This window comes from Rhodococcus sp. DMF-1, assembly GCF_021441945.1.
In the GTDB taxonomy this organism is placed as follows: Bacteria; Actinomycetota; Actinomycetes; order Mycobacteriales; family Mycobacteriaceae; genus Rhodococcus; species Rhodococcus ruber.
In genome coordinates this window covers 1,835,881-1,853,170 of record NZ_CP090442.1, presented here as the reverse complement: position 1 = coordinate 1,853,170, position 17,290 = coordinate 1,835,881, and the positions used below count along the sequence as shown (strand labels likewise).

Below are 17,290 nucleotides of genomic sequence, written 5' to 3'. Positions count from 1 at the left end.
GCCTCCCGCAGGCGCGCATCGGCTTCGGCGTACTTCGGAGCGGTCACCAGCCCGCCGACCCGGGGATTCCTTTGAACGGGCCGACGACCGAGCTGGTGATCCAGCCGCCGTAGAAACCGCCCGGTTGCGGGACCACCTCCTCGCCGTCGACGGTGCACCGGTCGACCTGGGCGGCCATCACCGCGACCGCCCCGGCGAGCGCCCGGAAGGCGGGGGAGGGATCGCGGTAGGTCCACGCCGCTTTCGGCGCGACCCGCGAGGCGGTCACCAGGTCGTAGTAGCTCGCCCTGCCCTTCCACTCGCACCACGACGAGCCCGGCGTCTCCCGCAGCACCCCGTCGGCGAAGGCTTCGGCGGGAAGGTAGTAGGTCGGCGGATGGCTGGTCTCCAGTACCCGCCAGGCGCGCGTGGTCGACGCGATGGTCCGGCCGCCCAGTTCCACGGTGATCGAGCCGGTGAAGGTCTCGAGGCGGGGCGGTCGGGGGTAGTCCCAGACCGACTCCTGCCCCGCAGCAGGTTCGACGGGTTCCGGCCGGGTTGTCACGGCGACCTCCTCGTGGTCACCTCCCCAGGGTACGAGGACGACCGAGGCGCCGGGGCTGCCGGGCGGGTGCCGGGCAACCGAGATGCCCCTGCGTTCGTGGGCGGCGAGCCAGGACCGCAGCACTGCGCGGCTCGCCGGTTCCGAGCCGTCGGGGCCGACGCGACCGGTCGATCCGTCCTCGGCCGTGTCGGTGTCCTCCGTTCCGGAGGGTGTCGGTGTCCTCCGTTCCGGAGGGTGTCGGTGTCCTCCGTTCCGGAGGGTGTCGGTGTCCTCCGTTCCGGAGGGTGTCGGTGTCCTCCGTTCCGGAGGGTGTCGGGGGACCGGTCAGAACAGTCGCCGCATGATCTTCAGCGCAGCCTGGGTGTAGGGCGGGTAGTTCATCGCCGGATCCGGGCGGAACGGTTTGGCGAGCACCGCCTTGCGGTGGCTGAGCGCCTCGAAACCGTAGCGTCCGTGGTATGCCCCCATTCCGCTGGCACCCACGCCACCGAACGGCAGTTGTGGCGCGAGGACGTGCATGCCGACGTGGTTGATCACCACGGCACCCGCGCTGATTTGCTGCGTGATCTTCCTCTGGGTGCTCAGCGACTTGGAGAACACGTACGCTGCAAGGGGTTTGGGGCGGGCACCGACGAAGTCGAGGGCTGCGTCGACCGAGTCGACGGTGAGAATCGGCAGGATGGGCCCGAAGACCTCGTCCGTCATGACCGCGTCGTCGGGTGCCGGATCGACGATCACGGTCGGTTCGACGGTGAGAGAGTCACGATCGCACCTGCCGCCGGTGACGATGCGCCCGGTCGTGGACTCCAGATACGCCTCGAGCCGATCGAAGTGACGCTGGTTGACTACCCGCATCCCCGGCTGCGGTTCCTCGCTGCGGAACAGGGCGATCGTGTCGACGATCGTGTCGACGAGCGCGTCGCGGACGGACCGCTCGACCAGTACGTAGTCGGGCGCGATGCAGCTCTGTCCGGAATTGAGGAGTTTGACCCAGGCGATACGCCGCGCGGTGACCTCGAGATCGGCGTCCTCGGCGACGACGACGGGAGACTTGCCACCGAGCTCGAGGATCACCGGCGTGAGCTGCGGGGCGGCGGCGGCCATGATCTTGCGGCCCACCTCGGTGCCGCCGGTGTACAGGGCGGGATCGAAACCCTGCGCGAGCAGACTCTGGGTGAGCTCGGCATCGCCTTCGGCGACCACGACGGCCTCCGGGTCGAGGTGGTGCGGAATCAGCCGGGCGAGCAGAGCGGACGTGGCGGGGGCCAGTTCCGACGGTTTGATCACGGCACAATTCCCGGCGGCCACTGCCGCGACGAGCGGACCGAGCGTCAGATACACCGGGTAGTTCCACGGTGCGATGATCAGGACCACTCCCATCGGCTCGTACTGTACCCAGCCGAGTGCGGGAAACTGGTTGAGCGACAAGGGCTTCGGTCGAGGAAGCATCCAGCGCCGGACCCGCTTGCGGGCGTAGGCGGCTTCGGCCCGGGTGGAAGCGAGGTCGGCGAGCCAGGCTTCGACCGCGTTTCGGCCCAGGTCCTCCTGTAGGGCGACCGCAATCTCGGCCTCGCGCTCGTCGGCGAGTTTCTCGATGCCGCGGAGCTGGCGGATGCGCCATTCGGCATCGCGCGTGCGTCCGGTCGCGTAGGCCTTCCGCAGCCGGGCCAGCAGTTCTGCCGATGTGTCGGTATCTGTGCCGGTCACGGGGTCCTCCAGGCGAAAGTCGAGGGTTGATGTGCGGTGGGCTTGTCGCGGCGGAACGGCGGAACGGCGGACGGCGACACGGGCGGCCGGGGCGAGGTCGACGACGACAGAACCTCGGGTGCGGGCCGTCGCGATGCGCCGGCGCAAGCAGCACCCGGGCGGCGGCCCGAGCCCGCGGCGGCGGGTGGCACCGAGTCGGGCGGTGCCGCGCCGACGCTCGGTGCCCTGACATCCGGCTCTGTGCCCTGACATCCGGCTCTGCGCCCTGACATCCGGAGCGATGCCCATCGCCACAGTCTAGGACCGCTGGTGCCCTGCGGATACGTGTCGGTCAGCCCACGTCGGTGCGCGGCAAGAGCCCGACGAGCAACTCGATCGGAAGGCCGCGGAGGTCCCCGAGCGCTCCGGACGGTATTCGTCCGAGGCGCGCCCACAGTCGTCTCGCACGCCGCACCGGTCACACTCGCACGAGCAGATCGCTGTGTCCGGGTGGGGGGCGGCGGATACCATCGAGTTCTCGGCGCAGGCACGACGGCTCTCGGATTGGAGCTCGATTATGGCCGATGATGCGAAGCTCCTCGACTATCTGAAACGGGTGACCGCAGAGCTCTATCAGGCCCGGGAGAAGCTTCGCGAGGTCGAAGGGGTGAGCCGCGAACCGATCGCCGTCGTCGGGATGGGGTGCCGGTTCCCCGGCGGGGTCCGCTCCCCACAGGACCTGTGGCACCTGGTGGAATCCGGTACGGAGACCGTCGCCGCATTCCCCGCGGACCGCGGTTGGGAAGCGGCGGACCTCTACGATCCGACGGGCCGGCAGGCCGGCCGGACGTACACGGTGCACGGCAGCTTTCTCGACGATGCGGCGGGTTTCGACCCGGAGGTCTTCGGCATCTCGCCTCGCGAAGCACTGGCGATGGACCCGCAGCAGCGACTCCTGCTCGAGACGAGCTGGGAGACCTTCGAGCACGCCGGCATCGATCCGCGATCCGTGCACGGCAGGCAGATCGGCGTCTTCACCGGTCTGTCCGGGATCGACTACTCGGCACGGGCGGGCGGCGCCCCGCCCGAGGAACTCGCGGGCTACTTCATCACCGGCACCGCGATGAGCGTCGCCTCCGGTCGTGTCGCCTACAGCTTCGGACTGAACGGACCCGCGATCACCGTCGACACGGCGTGCTCGTCGTCCCTGGTGTCCGTCCACCTCGCCATGCAGGCGCTGCGCCACGGCGAGTGCGAACTCGCCCTCGCCGGCGGGGCGACCGTCATGTCGACGCCCGCGGTGTTCGTCGAGTTCAGCCGGCAGCGTGGACTGGCCCGAGACGGGCGCTGCAAGGCATTCGCCGCCGCGGCCGACGGCACGGCGTGGGGCGAAGGCGTCGCGATCCTCGCGCTGGAACGCCTGTCCGACGCCCAGCGCAACGACCACCGGATCCTCGCCGTCGTCCGCGGCAGCGCGGTGAACCAGGACGGCGCCAGCAACGGCCTGACCGCCCCGAACAAGCAGGCCCAGGAACGGGTGATCCGGCAGGCCCTGGCCGACGCCGGACTCGGCCCGGCCGACGTCGACGCGGTCGAAGCCCACGGCACCGGCACCACGCTGGGCGATCCCATCGAGGCGTCCGCCCTGCTGGCCGGCTACGGCCGCGATCGGCCCCCCGACCGGCCGTTGTGGCTCGGTTCGGTGAAGTCGAACCTCGGGCACACCCAGGCCGCCGCCGGAGTGGCCGGCGTGATCAAAATGATCATGGCGATGCGTCACGGTGTGCTGCCGAAGACGCTGCACGTCGACCGTCCCACCCCCCACGTCGACTGGACCGCCGGATCGGTGTCCCTGCTCACCGAGAACCGGGAATGGCCGGCGACCGACCGGCCCCGCCGCGCGGCGGTCTCCTCGTTCGGCATCAGCGGCACGAACGCCCACGTCGTGCTGGAACAACCGGCCCCACCGCCGGACGCCGCGCCCCCCGAGGGGACCGACGGCTCGGACGACGTCGTGGCCTGGTTCGTGTCGGGCCACACCGAACCGGCGCTGCGCGCGCAGGCGCACCGGCTGCGGGACTACGTCGCCGGCCACCCCGAGCTGACCCCCGCGCAGGTGGCCGGCCCGCTGCTGACCTCCCGCGCGACCTTCCACCACCGCGCCGCCGTGCTCGGCGCCGACCCGCGCGCCCTGCTGTCCGGTCTCGACGCGCTCGGCCGAGGCGCCCCCGACCCCGGTGTGATCACCGGCGTCGCGGTCGAGGCGGGCGACCGGCCGGTGTTCGTCTTTCCCGGGCAGGGCGCGCAGTGGGTCGGCATGGCCACCGCACTGCTGGAATCCTCCCCGCTGTTCGCCGACAGCCTGCGCGAGTGCGCCGACGCCCTCGCCCCGCACACCGAGTTCGCGCTGCTCGACGTGCTCCGCGACCGCGATCCGTCCGCCCTGGACCGGGCCGACGTCGTGCAACCGGCGCTGTTCGCGGTGATGGTCGGGCTTGCGCGGCTGTGGCAGGCACACGGCGTCGAACCGGCGGCCGTGGTCGGACACTCGCAGGGCGAGATCGCCGCCGCCCACGTCGCCGGCGCGCTGACCCTGCCCGACGCGGCGCTCGCCGTCGCGGCCCGCAGCCGCGTGATCACGGAATCGGCCCGCCGCGGCGGTGGCATGGCGTCGGTGGGTCTGCCGGCGGACGCCGTGCGGCAGCAGATCGAACCCTGGGCCGGGACCGTCGAGGTGGCGGCGATCAACGGTCCGGCCGCGACGGTCGTGTCCGGCCCTGGCGACGCCCTCGAGGTGCTGGTCGCGCGGTGGCAGGCCGACGGTGTCCAGGCCCGGCGCATCACCGTGGACTACGCCTCCCACTGCGCGGACGTCTCGGTGCTGCGCCGGCCCATTCTCGACGCTCTCGCCCCGATCACCCCGCAGCGTTCGCGGATCCCGTTCTACTCGACGGTGACCGGGGACGTGATGGACGGCACCGCACTCGACGCCGACTACTGGTACCGGAACCTGCGCCGACCGGTGCGCTTCGAAGACGCGACGAGGTCCCTGGCCCGCGACGGGTACCGGCTGTTCGTCGAGTCGGGCAGCCATCCGGTCCTGACCGTGCCGCTGCAGGAGACCCTGGACGCGGCCGGCGTCGCGGGTCGCGCCCTCGGCACCCTCCGCCGCGACCGGGCGGGCCTGCGTCAGTTCACCGCCGCCCTCGCCGAGGCACACGTGTCCGGGGCGCACATCGAGTGGGGCCGGGTCGGGTGGGCTCGCCGCGCCGGTCACCGGCAATGGGTGGACCTGCCCACGTATGCCTTCCAGCATCGCCGCTACTGGCTGGACGGGGGCGCGCCCCGACGTGATGCCGCAGCCGGCATGGACGCCGGGGACCACCCGATGCTCGCCGCCTCGGTCGAGCTCGGCGACGGTCGCGGCGCCGTGTTCACCGGCGTGCTGTCGCCGCACCGACTGCCGTGGCTGAACGAGCACGCCGTGGACGGCACGGTCGTGCTGCCCGGCACGGCGTTCGTCGAACTCGCCCTGCACGCCGGGCACCGCGCCGGCTGCAGCCGTCTCGCGGAACTCACCCTCGAGACACCCGCGGCGATTCCCACCGGTGGGGAGCTCGCGGTGCAGGTCGCCGTCCTCACCGCCGACGACGCCGGGCACCGCACGGTGTCGGTGCACTCCCGTCCGGCGGACGCCGCGGCGCAGACCCCGTGGACCCGGCACGCCGTCGGCACCCTCACGGCGGCGGTACACACCGCGCCCGTTCCGATCCGGCCGTGGCCCCCGGCCGATGCGACGCCGATCGACGTGAGCGGCCTGTACGACGCGCTCGACGAGACCGGATACGGGTACGGGCCGACGTTCCGGGGCCTGCGCGCGGCGTGGCGCCGCGGTGACGACCTGTACGGGGAGGTGCGCCTCGGGGGAGAGGACCCCGCCGCGACGGTCGCCGGGTACGGGATCCATCCGGCGGTGTTCGACGCGGCACTGCACCTGATCGCGTTCGCCGCCGCCGCGGCCGGCGCCCGCGACCTGCGGCTGCCGTTCGCCTGGGACGACGTGCAGCTGCACGCCGTCGGCGCCGTCGCCCTGCGCGTGCACATCGCCCCGGCCGGACCCGAACGGTACCGGGTGGCCGCGTACGACACCGCCGGCCATCGCGTGCTGACCGCGCAGTCGCTGGCGCTGCGGCCGTTCGCCGGTCCGCGCACCCCGGCCGCCGCGACCGGCACCGGCCTCTACCGCGTGGAGTGGATCCCGGTCGACGCCGGCGCCGCGCCGACGGCGGATCTCACCCCGCTCGGGGAGGCGCTCACCGGCGGCGATCCCGCCGGCCGCACCCTGCTGCTGGCCGGGGAACCGGGCGACGAACCCGACGTGCCGACGCGCGCGCACGCCGCCGCGGAGGCGGCGTTGCGGGCGGTACAGGCGTGGCTCGCCGACGACCGTCTCGCCGAGACCCGACTGCTGGTGACGACGCGGCGCGCCGTGACGGTCGCCGACGACGAACCGATCGACGTCTGCGCCGCGCCCGTGTGGGGGCTGATCGGTGCGGTGCAGAACGAACACCCGGACCGGATCACCCTGGTGGACCTGGACCGGCCGCCCGGTGACCTTCCCGATCCCGGTGTGCTGTCCGCGGCCCTGGCCTGCAACGAACCACAACTGGCGGTCCGCGCCGGGACACTCCTCGCGCCCATGCTCGCGCCGGCGGCGCCCACCACCGATGCGCCGCACGGGGATCCGGTGCCGTTCGGCCCCGACGGCACCGTCGTCGTCACCGGCGGCACCGGCACCATCGGCCGGCTCGTCGCCCGTCACCTCGTGCGGCGGTACGGGGTGCGCCGGCTCGTGCTGACCGGCCGACACACGGTCCGCGCCGAGCGGGCAGCGGAACTCCGCGCCGAGTTCGCCGACGCGGGCGCCGAGATCCGCGCCGTGGCCTGCGACGTGGCCGATCGAGCCGCGGTGGCGGCCTTGCTCGATGCGGTCCCCGACCTGTCGGGTGTCGTCCACGCCGCCGGGGTGCTCGACGACGCCACCGCCGCCACCTTGACTCCGGACCAGCTGCACGCCGTCCTGCGCCCCAAGGTGGACGGTGCCTGGCATCTGCACGAACTCACGCGCGATCGCGGTCTCGCGGCGTTCGTGCTGTTCTCCTCCGCGGCGGGTGTGCTCGGCGGCGCCGGCCAGGCGAACTACGCGGCGGCCAACGTCTTCCTCGACGCGCTCGCGCAGCACCGCCGCGCCGAGGGGCTACCGGGACTGTCCCTGGCCTGGGGGCTGTGGGACCGACCCAGCGGGATGACCGCCCATCTGAATGCGGCCGATCTGGATCGGTTGCAGCGCACCGGCATAGACACCCTCACCCCGGAGGCCGGGCTGGCCCTGTTCGATGCGGCACTCGCCGCGAACCGTGCGTTGACGGTGCCGATACGGCTCTCCACGCCCTCCCGCAGGCCCGACGGCGAGGCCCTTCCCCCGATCCTGCGCCGAGTGCTCGGCCCGTCCCGCCGGCGCGCCGCGGCCGCCCCGTCGGCCCCCGGCCTCGCCGACGAGCTGCGCGCGCTCGACCCCGCCGAGCGGCACGCCCGGGTCCTCGACATCGTCACCACGTACGTTGCGGCGGTGCTCGGCCACGACGGGAAGGAGGCCATCGATCCGGAGCGTGCCTTCAAGCACCTCGGCTTCGACTCGCTCACCGCGGTGCAGCTACGCAACCAGCTGACGACGGCCACCGGGGTGCGGCTGGCCGCGACGGTGGTGTTCGACCACCCCACCGCGGACGCGCTCGCCCGCGAGATCGCGGCCCGGCTGCTCGGCCCCGAGGACGACCCGCACCCGGCCCCCGCGGCGCGCCGGCACCGCGACGACGACCCGATCGCGATCGTGGGAATGGCCTGCCGATACCCCGGTGGGGTCTCCTGCCCGGACGAGCTGTGGCGCCTCGTCCGCGACGGCCGCGACGCCGTGGGCGCGTACCCCGACAACCGCGGCTGGAACCTCGACGAGGTGTACGACCCGGATCCCGAGCGCAGCGGCACGACCTACATGCGGGCCGGCGGCTTCCTCCACGACGCCGACCGGTTCGACGCCGCGTTCTTCGGGATCAGCCCCCGCGAGGCCGTCGCGATGGACCCGCAACACCGACTGCTACTCGAAAGCGCCTGGGAAGCACTGGAACACGCGCGAATCCCGCCGAACTCACCCGGTCTCACCGACACCGGCGTGTACGTCGGAATGATGGGCGGCGACTACGGATTCCACCTCATGACCCGGCGACACACCGACGCCGAGGGCTACCTCATGACGGGCACCAGCAACAGCGTCGCCTCCGGCCGGATCGCCTACTCGCTCGGCTTCACCGGTCCCGCGGTCACCGTCGACACCGCGTGTTCGTCGTCGTTGGTGGCGCTGCACCTCGCGGCACGGGCACTGCGCGACGGCGAATGCACCCTCGCGCTGGCCGGCGGGGCGACGGTGATGGCGACCCCCGGCGTGCTGATCGAGTTCAGCCGCCAACGCGGACTCGCCCCGGACGGGCGGTGCAAACCGTTCTCCGATCGAGCGGACGGCACCGGGCTCAGCGAGGGCGCGGGCATGGTCGTGCTCGAGCGGCTGAGCGACGCCCAGCGCCACGGCCACCGGGTGCTGGCCCTGATCCGCGGCTCCGCGGTCAACCAGGACGGCGCCTCCAACGGCCTCACCGCCCCGAACGGTCCGTCGCAGGAACGGGTGATCCGGCAGGCGCTGGCCGACGCCGCCCTCGACCCCGCCGACATCGACGCAGTGGAGGCCCACGGCACCGGCACGACACTCGGCGACCCGATCGAAGCCCAAGCGGTGCTCGCCACCTACGGGCAGCAACGCGACGGCCGGCCGCTGCGGCTGGGGTCGGTGAAGTCGAACATCGGCCACTCCCAGGCGGCGGCCGGGGTGGCCGGCGTGATCAAGATGGTGATGGCGATGCGGCACGGCGTGCTGCCGCCGAGCCTGCACAGCGACGCCCCGACCCGGCACGTCGACTGGACCGCCGGCGAGGTCGCCCTGCTCGCCGACCCGATCGCGTGGCCGCAGACCGGACGACCCCGCCGCGCCGGCGTCTCCTCGTTCGGCATCAGCGGCACCAACGCCCACCTGATCCTCGAGCAGCCCCCCGACGTCGCCGCCCCACCGGCCCCGCCCCGGCCGGCGTCGCCCCTGGTGTGGGTGCTCTCCGCCAAGTCCGACGAGGCGCTGCGCGCGCAGGCCGCCCGGCTGACCGACCTCCTCGACACGCAGTCCCCGCCGGACCCCGCCGACCTCGCCTACTCGCTGGCCACCACCCGGTCCGGCTTCACGCACCGCGCCGCCGTCACCGGCGAGACGCTCGCCGACCTGCGCGACGGCCTGACCCGCCTGGCCGAGGGACGCGCAGGCGGCAACGCCGTCACCGGGACGAGCACCCGTGGGAAGACGGCGTTCATGTTCACCGGCCAGGGCGCGCAGCGGATCGGAATGGGCCGCGGCCTCTACGACACCTACCCGGTGTTCGCCCGCGCCCTGGACGAGACCTGCGCCGCGCTCGACGAACACGTCGACACCCCGATCCGGCAGGTGCTCCGGGGCGACGCGGACGACGCCGCCGCGAAACTCGACCGCACCGAGTACACCCAGCCGGCCCTGTTCGCCGTCGAGGTCGCCCTCTACCGACTACTGCGGGAATGGGGCCTCACACCCGACTACCTGATCGGGCATTCGATCGGAGAACTCGCCGCGGCCCACGTCGCGGGCGTGTTCAGCCTGCCCGACGCCGCCGCCCTGGTGGCCGCGCGCGGACGACTGATGCAGGCCACCGCCCCCGGGGCGATGATCGCCGTCCGGGCACGCCCGGAGGACATCCGGTCGCGGATCGACGGCCGAGTCGACCTCGCCGCGGTCAACGGCGCCGAATCCGTGGTGCTCGCGGGGGCCGCGGCCGACGTGCACACCGTCGCCGCCGAACTGTCCACCGCAGGGATCCCGGTCACCCCGCTGCGGGTCGAACGCGCATTCCACTCGGCGCTGATGGACCCCGTCCTCGACGAGTTCACCACCGTCGTGTCGAGCACGGCGGCGCAGCCGCCGACGATCCCCGTCGTCTCCACCCTCACCGGGCGCGTCGCCACGGCCGAGGAACTGACGTCACCGCAGTACTGGCGCCGGCACCTCCGCGATGCCGTGCGCTTCCACGACGGCATGCGCACCCTCGCCGAACTCGGCGTCACCCGCTGCGTCGAGATCGGACCCGGCGCGGGCCTGGCCGCCCACGCCGCCGAGGTCGTCGCGCACCCGATCGCCGCGCTGCCCGGGCGCGGGGACGACGCCCGGGGGTTCGTCGAGGCGGTCGCCGCCGCGTCCGTGCAGGGCCTGACGATCGACTGGGATCGGGTGCTGCCCGGCCGCCCGGTGGACCTGCCCACGTACGCCTTCCGGCGCCGCTCCTTCTGGCCGTCGGCGCCCGCACGCACCAGCGGTGATCCGACGGAGCTGGGGTTGAGCCCCGCGGAGCATCCGCTGCTCGGCGCGGCCGTGACCCTCGACGACGACACCACCGTGTTCACCGGAGCGCTGTCCCGGCACCGGGATTCGTCGCTCGCGGCGCCGCAGCCCGACGACGGCGCTCCACCGACCGACGCTCCGCAGACGCTGATACCAGCCGTCCTGGTCGAGCTGACCCTGCACGCCGCCCACCACGTCGGGTGCGAGCGCATCGCCACTCTCACGCTGCACCACCCCCTGGTCCTCCCGGCCGCGGGGCTGCTGCCGATCCGGGTGCTCGTGTCGCCCGCCGGCGACGACGGCGCGCGCACCGTCACCGTCTCGTCGAACATCGGACCGGCCGACGGCCCCTGGGTGCGGAACGCGTCGGCGACCGTCGACGACGTGCCCGCAGCGCCACCGGACCGGCTCCCGGGCGACACCGCGACCGAGGTGCGCCTCGACGACGACCTCGACCCGAGCGGCTTCGGCATCCATCCGCACCTGCTGCAGGCGGCGCTCGACCCCGTCCTCGGCCCGGACGACTGGCCGCTGACCTGGTCGGGAACCCGGCTCCACCGCACCGGTGCGCGGGCGGTGTCGGTGCGGTTCGGGACGGGCGAGGACGGGCGGCATCGCGTCGTCGCCGCCGATGCCGACGGCGCGCCGGTGCTGACCGTCGAAGCGCTGCACGTGACACCCCGGGCGGACGACGGGCACGGCGCGGGCCCGTCCGGCGCGCGGCGACTGCACCGGCTGGCCTGGACCCGAATCGACGACGTCCCGTCCGCGCCGCCGCCCGGGCCGCTGGTCGTGCTCGGCGACGCGGATCTGGGCTCGAGCTTCCCGCGCTGTCCCGACGCGGCGGCGCTGCGCACCGCGAGGGCAGCCGCTCCCGACGACGGGCGGCCCTGGACGGTGCTGGTGGGATGCGGCACCGACGGCGACCCGGGGCCGGAGGCGACCCACCGCCTGTGCGCCCGGACGCTGCGACTGCTGCAGGACTGGCTCGACGACGCCGAGTTCGCCGACAGCGTGCTGGTGGTCGTCACCCGCAACGCGGCGGCCACCGACGAGGAGGCCGACGGGCACGACGTCGACCTCGCGGCTGCGGCCGTGTGGGGTCTGGTGGGCTCCGCGCAGAACGAGAACCCGGGGCGGTTCGTGCTGCTCGACCTCGACCGCGAGACGGACGTGGACGTGGCGATCACGTCGGCCGTGGCCAGCGGGGAACCGCAGGTCGCGGTCCGGGACCGAACGATGCTCGTGCCCCGACTGCGGCGCATGCCGGCCGTCGAGCGGTCCGGACCGCTGTTCGATCCCCGCGGCACCGTGCTCGTCACCGGCGGCACCGGCACGCTGGGAACGTCGGTGGCGCGCCACCTCGTCAGCGCACACGGGGCGCGGCACCTGGTGCTGACGAGCCGGCGCGGACCCGACGCCGAGGGAAGTGACCGGCTGTGCCGCGAACTGCGCGGTGCGGGCGCCGAGGTGACCGTCGTCGCCTGCGACACCGCCGACGAGGCGGCACTGGCGGGGCTGTTGGCCCGGATCCCCGCCGAGCACCCCCTGACCGCGGTGATCCACGCGGCCGGTGTCCTCGACGACGCCACGCTCACCTCGCTCACTCCCGACCGGCTCGACGCGGTGCTGCGGCCGAAAGTGGACGCGGCCTGGCACCTGCACCGGCTGACCGCCCGGGTCCACGCCTTCGTGCTGTTCTCGTCGCTCTCCGGGGTCCTCGGCGCGCCCGGGCAGGCGAACTACGCGGCGGCGAACCGGTTCCTCGACGCCCTCGCCCAGCACCGGCGAGCCCAGGGCCTGCCCGCGGTGTCGATCGCGTGGGGAATGTGGGCACCGCCGAGCGCCATGACCGGCAGGCTCGGCGCGGGGGATCTCGCCCGGGCCCGCCGCAGCGGTCTGGTTGCGATGAGCGAGGCCGACGCCCTGGACCTGTTCGACAGTGCCGTCGCCGGCGACGCCCCCGCGGTGGTGGGGGCCCGGCTCGAGCACCCCGATCCGGCCGGGCCGTCCGTTCCCGCCCCGCTGCGCGGACTCGTGCGGCAGTCGCGGCCCCGCGCGGCGGGATCGGGGTCGGCCGTGTCCGGACCGAACGGATCCGGGCCGTCCGAGTGGGCGCAGCGGCTCACCGAGCGGCCGGTGCCGGAACAGCGGCACCTCGTGCTGGAGCTGGTGCGAGCCGGCGCTGCCGCAGTCCTGGGCCACGATGCGTCGGACTCGGTCGATCCCGACCAGGCGTTCAAGGAACTCGGCTTCGACTCGCTCGCCGCGGTCGCCCTGCGCAACCATCTCGGTGCCGCGACCGGTCTGCGGTTGCCGCCGACGGTGGTGTTCGATCATCCCAGTCCCCGGGCCGTCGCCGAGTTCCTGCGCGCCGAGCTGGTCCCGGATCCGGTGTCGGTGGCCGTCGCCGGGATCGACCGCCTGCGGGCGGCTGTCGCCGAACTCGGCGCCGACGACGAGGCACGCGCGGCGGTCGCGCGGCGGCTCGAAGCCCTGCTGGCCGACCTCGAGGGAGCCGAGGGGAGCCGCGCCGACACGGTCGGCAGGATTCACGCCGCGACCGGTGACGAGATCCTCGACATCATCGACCGGGGTCTGTGAGCCGGCGAGCGGTCTCCGAGTGACCGCGGAGGAGGTGGTCTGCGCAACGAACGCCGGCCCCTCCGGTCACGGAGGGGCCACCGTCGCAGCTGCGCGAGTGCGCTGCCGCAGGACGGCGACCTGCCGCAGCTCACCGGGTCACCAGCCCCGTTCGCGCCACTCCCCGAGATGGGGACGTTCCGCGCCGAGCGTGGTGTCCTTGCCGTGGCCGGGGTAGATCACCGTGTCGTCACCGAAGCGGCCGAACAACTTGGTGTCGACGTCGTCGTACAGCGAGGCGAACTTCTCGGCGTCCGCGGTCTTGCCCAGCCCACCCGGGAAGAGGGAGTCACCGGTGAAGATGTGGTGCCGGCCGGTGCCGGTCTCGGTGAGGACCAGCGCGATCGAGCCCGGGGTGTGTCCGGACAGGTGGATCACCTCGAGGCCGAGCTCGCCGACGGCGACGGTGTCGCCCTCCATGAGCAACCGATCGGGTGTGACCGGGAGCGGCTCGGCGTCGAGCGGGTGCGCGGCCGTGGGAACCCCGGTCGAGGCCGCGACCGCCTCGAGGCCCTGCCAGTGGTCCCAGTGCTGGTGGGTCGTGACGATCAGCTCGAGTTTCGGGGCGTGCTCGGCGAGGAACCGGGTGAGCAACTCCGGCTCGTTCGCCGCGTCGAGGAACACCGAGTTGCCGGTGGCGGAATCCGTGATCAGGTAGGTGTTGTTGTCCATGGGTCCGACGGACAGCTTGACGATGGTCGCGCCGGGCACGGTGCGGCGCTGCGCGGGTCCGCCGGGGGTGACCTCGCCGGTGTAGTCGTCGTCGATGACCAAGGGCTGCTGCGACATGTGAGGCACGTTACCGCCGTGGTCCGTCGCCCGCGTGCACGGCGGTCGGGAACCGGAACGTGTCGGTGGGCGCGCCTACCATGGTCCAGGGCCGAGTTGCGCGACGTGACGTCGGTGAATCGAGATGCGACCGGATCCGACCATCCAGGGGATCCGACGAGGAGGGACGTGGCGTGGCGGATCGCCTGATCGTGCGTGGCGCGCGGGAGCACAACCTGCGGGGGATCGACCTGGACCTGCCGCGTGACAGCCTGATCGTCTTCACCGGCCTGTCCGGGTCGGGCAAGTCGAGCCTGGCGTTCGACACGATCTTCGCCGAGGGGCAGCGCCGCTACGTCGAGTCGCTGTCCGCCTACGCGCGCCAGTTCCTCGGCCAGATGGACAAACCCGACGTCGACTTCATCGAGGGCCTGTCACCGGCGGTGTCCATCGACCAGAAGTCCACCAACCGGAACCCGCGCTCGACCGTCGGCACCATCACCGAGGTCTACGACTACCTGCGCCTGCTGTACGCCCGCGCCGGCACAGCGCACTGTCCGCAGTGCGGGGAGCGGATCGCCCGGCAGACGCCGCAGCAGATCGTCGACCAGGTCCTCGACATGGAGCAGGGCACGCGGTTCCAGGTGCTCGCACCCGTCGTGCGCACCCGCAAGGGCGAGTTCGTCGACCTGTTCGAACAGCTGACCGTGCAGGGGTACGCCCGCGTGCGGGTCGACGGGGTGGTCCATCCCCTCACCGATCCGCCGAAGCTGAAGAAGCAGGAGAAGCACGACATCGAGGTGGTCGTCGACCGGCTCGCGGTCAAGTCCGGTGCCAAGCAGCGGCTCACCGATTCGATCGAGACCGCGCTGCGCCTGGCGGAGGGCATCGTCGTCCTCGACTTCGTCGACCGGGACGAGAACGCGGCCGACCGCGAGCGCCGCTTCTCCGAGAAACTCGCCTGCCCCAACGGGCACCCGCTGTCCATCGACGAGCTCGAACCCCGGTCGTTCTCGTTCAACTCCCCGTACGGTGCCTGCCCCGAGTGCACCGGCCTCGGCATCCGCAAGGAGGTCGACCCGGAACTCGTCGTGCCGGACCCGGAACTCAGCCTCGAGGACGGCGCGATCGCGCCCTGGTCGATGGGGCAGACCTCCGAATACTTCACCCGGCTGCTGTCCGGGCTGGCCGACATCATGGGCTTCGAGATGTCCACCCCGTGGAACAAGCTGCCGGCCAAGGCCCGCAAGGCCATCCTCGAGGGCAGCCCGGAACAGGTGCACGTCCGCTACAAGAACCGGTACGGCCGGACCCGGTCGTACTACGCCGAGTTCGAGGGCGTGATGCCGTTCCTGCACCGCCGGCTCGAACAGACCGAATCCGAACAGATGAAGGAACGGTACGACGGGTACATGCGGGAGATCCCGTGCCCGGCGTGCGCGGGGGCGCGGCTGCGTCCGGAGATTCTGGCGGTGACGGTCGCCGCGGGCGAGCACGGGCACAAGTCCATCGCCGAGGTCTCCGACCTGTCCATCGCCGAATGCGCGGAGTTCCTCGGCGCGCTGACCCTCGGGGCGCGGGAGGAGGCCATCGCCGGGCAGGTGCTCAAGGAGATCCAGGCACGTCTCGGGTTCCTGCTCGATGTGGGACTCGAGTACCTCACCCTCTCCCGCGCGGCCGGCACCCTGTCGGGCGGGGAAGCGCAACGTATCCGGCTCGCCACCCAGATCGGCTCGGGCCTGGTCGGTGTCCTGTACGTCCTGGACGAGCCGTCCATCGGCCTGCACCAGCGCGACAACCGCCGGCTCATCGAAACCCTCACCCGGCTGCGTGATCTCGGCAACACCCTGATCGTCGTCGAGCACGACGAGGACACCATCCGGGCGTCGGACTGGGTCGTCGACATCGGGCCGTACGCCGGTGAGCACGGCGGTCGGGTGGTGCACACCGGCCCGTACAAGGAACTGCTCGACTGCACCGACTCGCTCACCGGCGCGTACCTGTCCGGCCGCCAGCGGATCGAGGTGCCGCAGCAGCGCCGGCCGGTCGACCGCAAACGTCAGGTCACCGTCGTCGGCGCGCGCGAGAACAACCTGCGCGGCATCGACGTGGCCTTCCCGCTCGGCGTGCTCACCGCGATCACGGGCGTCTCCGGCTCCGGCAAGTCGACCCTGGTCAACGACATCCTCGCGACGGTCATGGCCAACAAGCTCAACGGCGCGCGGCAGGTGCCCGGCCGGCACACCCGCGTCAACGGGCTCGACCAGCTCGACAAGCTCGTCCAGGTCGACCAGTCGCCGATCGGGCGTACGCCGCGGTCGAATCCGGCCACCTACACCGGTGTGTTCGACAAGATCCGCACCCTGTTCGCCGCGACCACCGAGGCCAAGGTGCGCGGCTACCAGCCGGGCCGGTTCTCGTTCAACGTCAAGGGCGGCCGGTGCGAGGCGTGCTCGGGCGACGGCACGCTCAAGATCGAGATGAACTTCCTGCCCGACGTGTACGTGCCGTGCGAGGTGTGCCACGGGGCCCGCTACAACCGCGAGACCCTGGAGGTGCACTACAAGGGCAAGACCATCGCCGAGGTGCTGGACATGCCGATCGAGGAGGCCGCCGAGTTCTTCGAGCCGGTCACCTCGATCCACCGCTACCTGCGCACCCTCGTCGACGTCGGCCTCGGGTACGTGCGCCTGGGCCAGCCCGCCCCGACCCTGTCCGGCGGCGAGGCCCAGCGCGTCAAGCTCGCCGCGGAACTGCAGAAGCGGTCGACGGGCCGCACCGTGTACGTGCTCGACGAGCCCACGACCGGACTGCACTTCGAGGACATCCGCAAGCTGCTCGGCGTGATCAACGGTCTCGTCGACAAGGGCAACACGGTGATCGTGATCGAACACAACCTCGACGTGATCAAGACGGCGGACTGGATCATCGACATGGGCCCCGAGGGCGGCTCGGGCGGCGGCACCGTCGTTGCGCAGGGCACACCCGAGGACGTCGCCGCCGTCGAGGGCAGCTACACCGGCAGGTTCCTGAGCGAGGCGCTCGCCGAGCCCGTCGCGCCGGAGCCGGCGCCCGCCCGCAAGCCGGCACGCAAGCGCGCACCACGGAAGGTGGCAGCGGCGAGCTGA

At 72.7% G+C, this 17,290-nt stretch carries 5 protein-coding genes; 2 read left to right on the top strand and 3 right to left on the bottom strand.

The features are described 5' to 3' along the window. Nucleotides 1-43 precede the first annotated feature (43 nt). Together LZP97_RS08480 and LZP97_RS08475 are read right to left on the bottom strand one after the other, a co-directional pair. Nucleotides 44-544: a DUF427 domain-containing protein gene (locus tag LZP97_RS08480; protein ID WP_040272773.1), complete on the bottom strand. Its 501-nt coding sequence runs from the start codon at nucleotides 542-544 to the stop codon at nucleotides 44-46. A gap of 324 nt (nucleotides 545-868) precedes the next feature. Then, a complete protein-coding gene (locus tag LZP97_RS08475) occupies nucleotides 869-2,251 on the bottom strand; it encodes an aldehyde dehydrogenase family protein (RefSeq protein WP_048771078.1) in 1,383 nt (460 codons plus the stop codon). A 556-nt stretch (nucleotides 2,252-2,807) separates the two neighbouring features. On the opposite strand from LZP97_RS08475, the gene LZP97_RS08470 reads away from it, so the two are divergent. Beyond that, entirely contained in the window at nucleotides 2,808-13,355 is a 10,548-nt protein-coding gene (locus tag LZP97_RS08470) for a type I polyketide synthase (RefSeq protein WP_048771080.1), read from the top strand. Nucleotides 13,356-13,493: 138 nt separating this feature from the next. Here the strand turns inward: LZP97_RS08470 and LZP97_RS08465 are convergent, their stop codons facing one another. Then, nucleotides 13,494-14,183 carry an MBL fold metallo-hydrolase gene (locus LZP97_RS08465; RefSeq protein ID WP_010595364.1) on the bottom strand — a complete coding sequence of 230 codons (690 nt, stop codon included), beginning with the start codon at nucleotides 14,181-14,183 and terminating at the stop codon, nucleotides 13,494-13,496. Between the two features lie 173 nt (nucleotides 14,184-14,356). Here LZP97_RS08465 and uvrA point away from each other — a divergent pair, with 173 nt between their 5' ends. Continuing rightward, a complete protein-coding gene (gene uvrA, locus LZP97_RS08460; protein WP_010595365.1) occupies nucleotides 14,357-17,290 on the top strand; it encodes an excinuclease ABC subunit UvrA in 2,934 nt (977 codons plus the stop codon).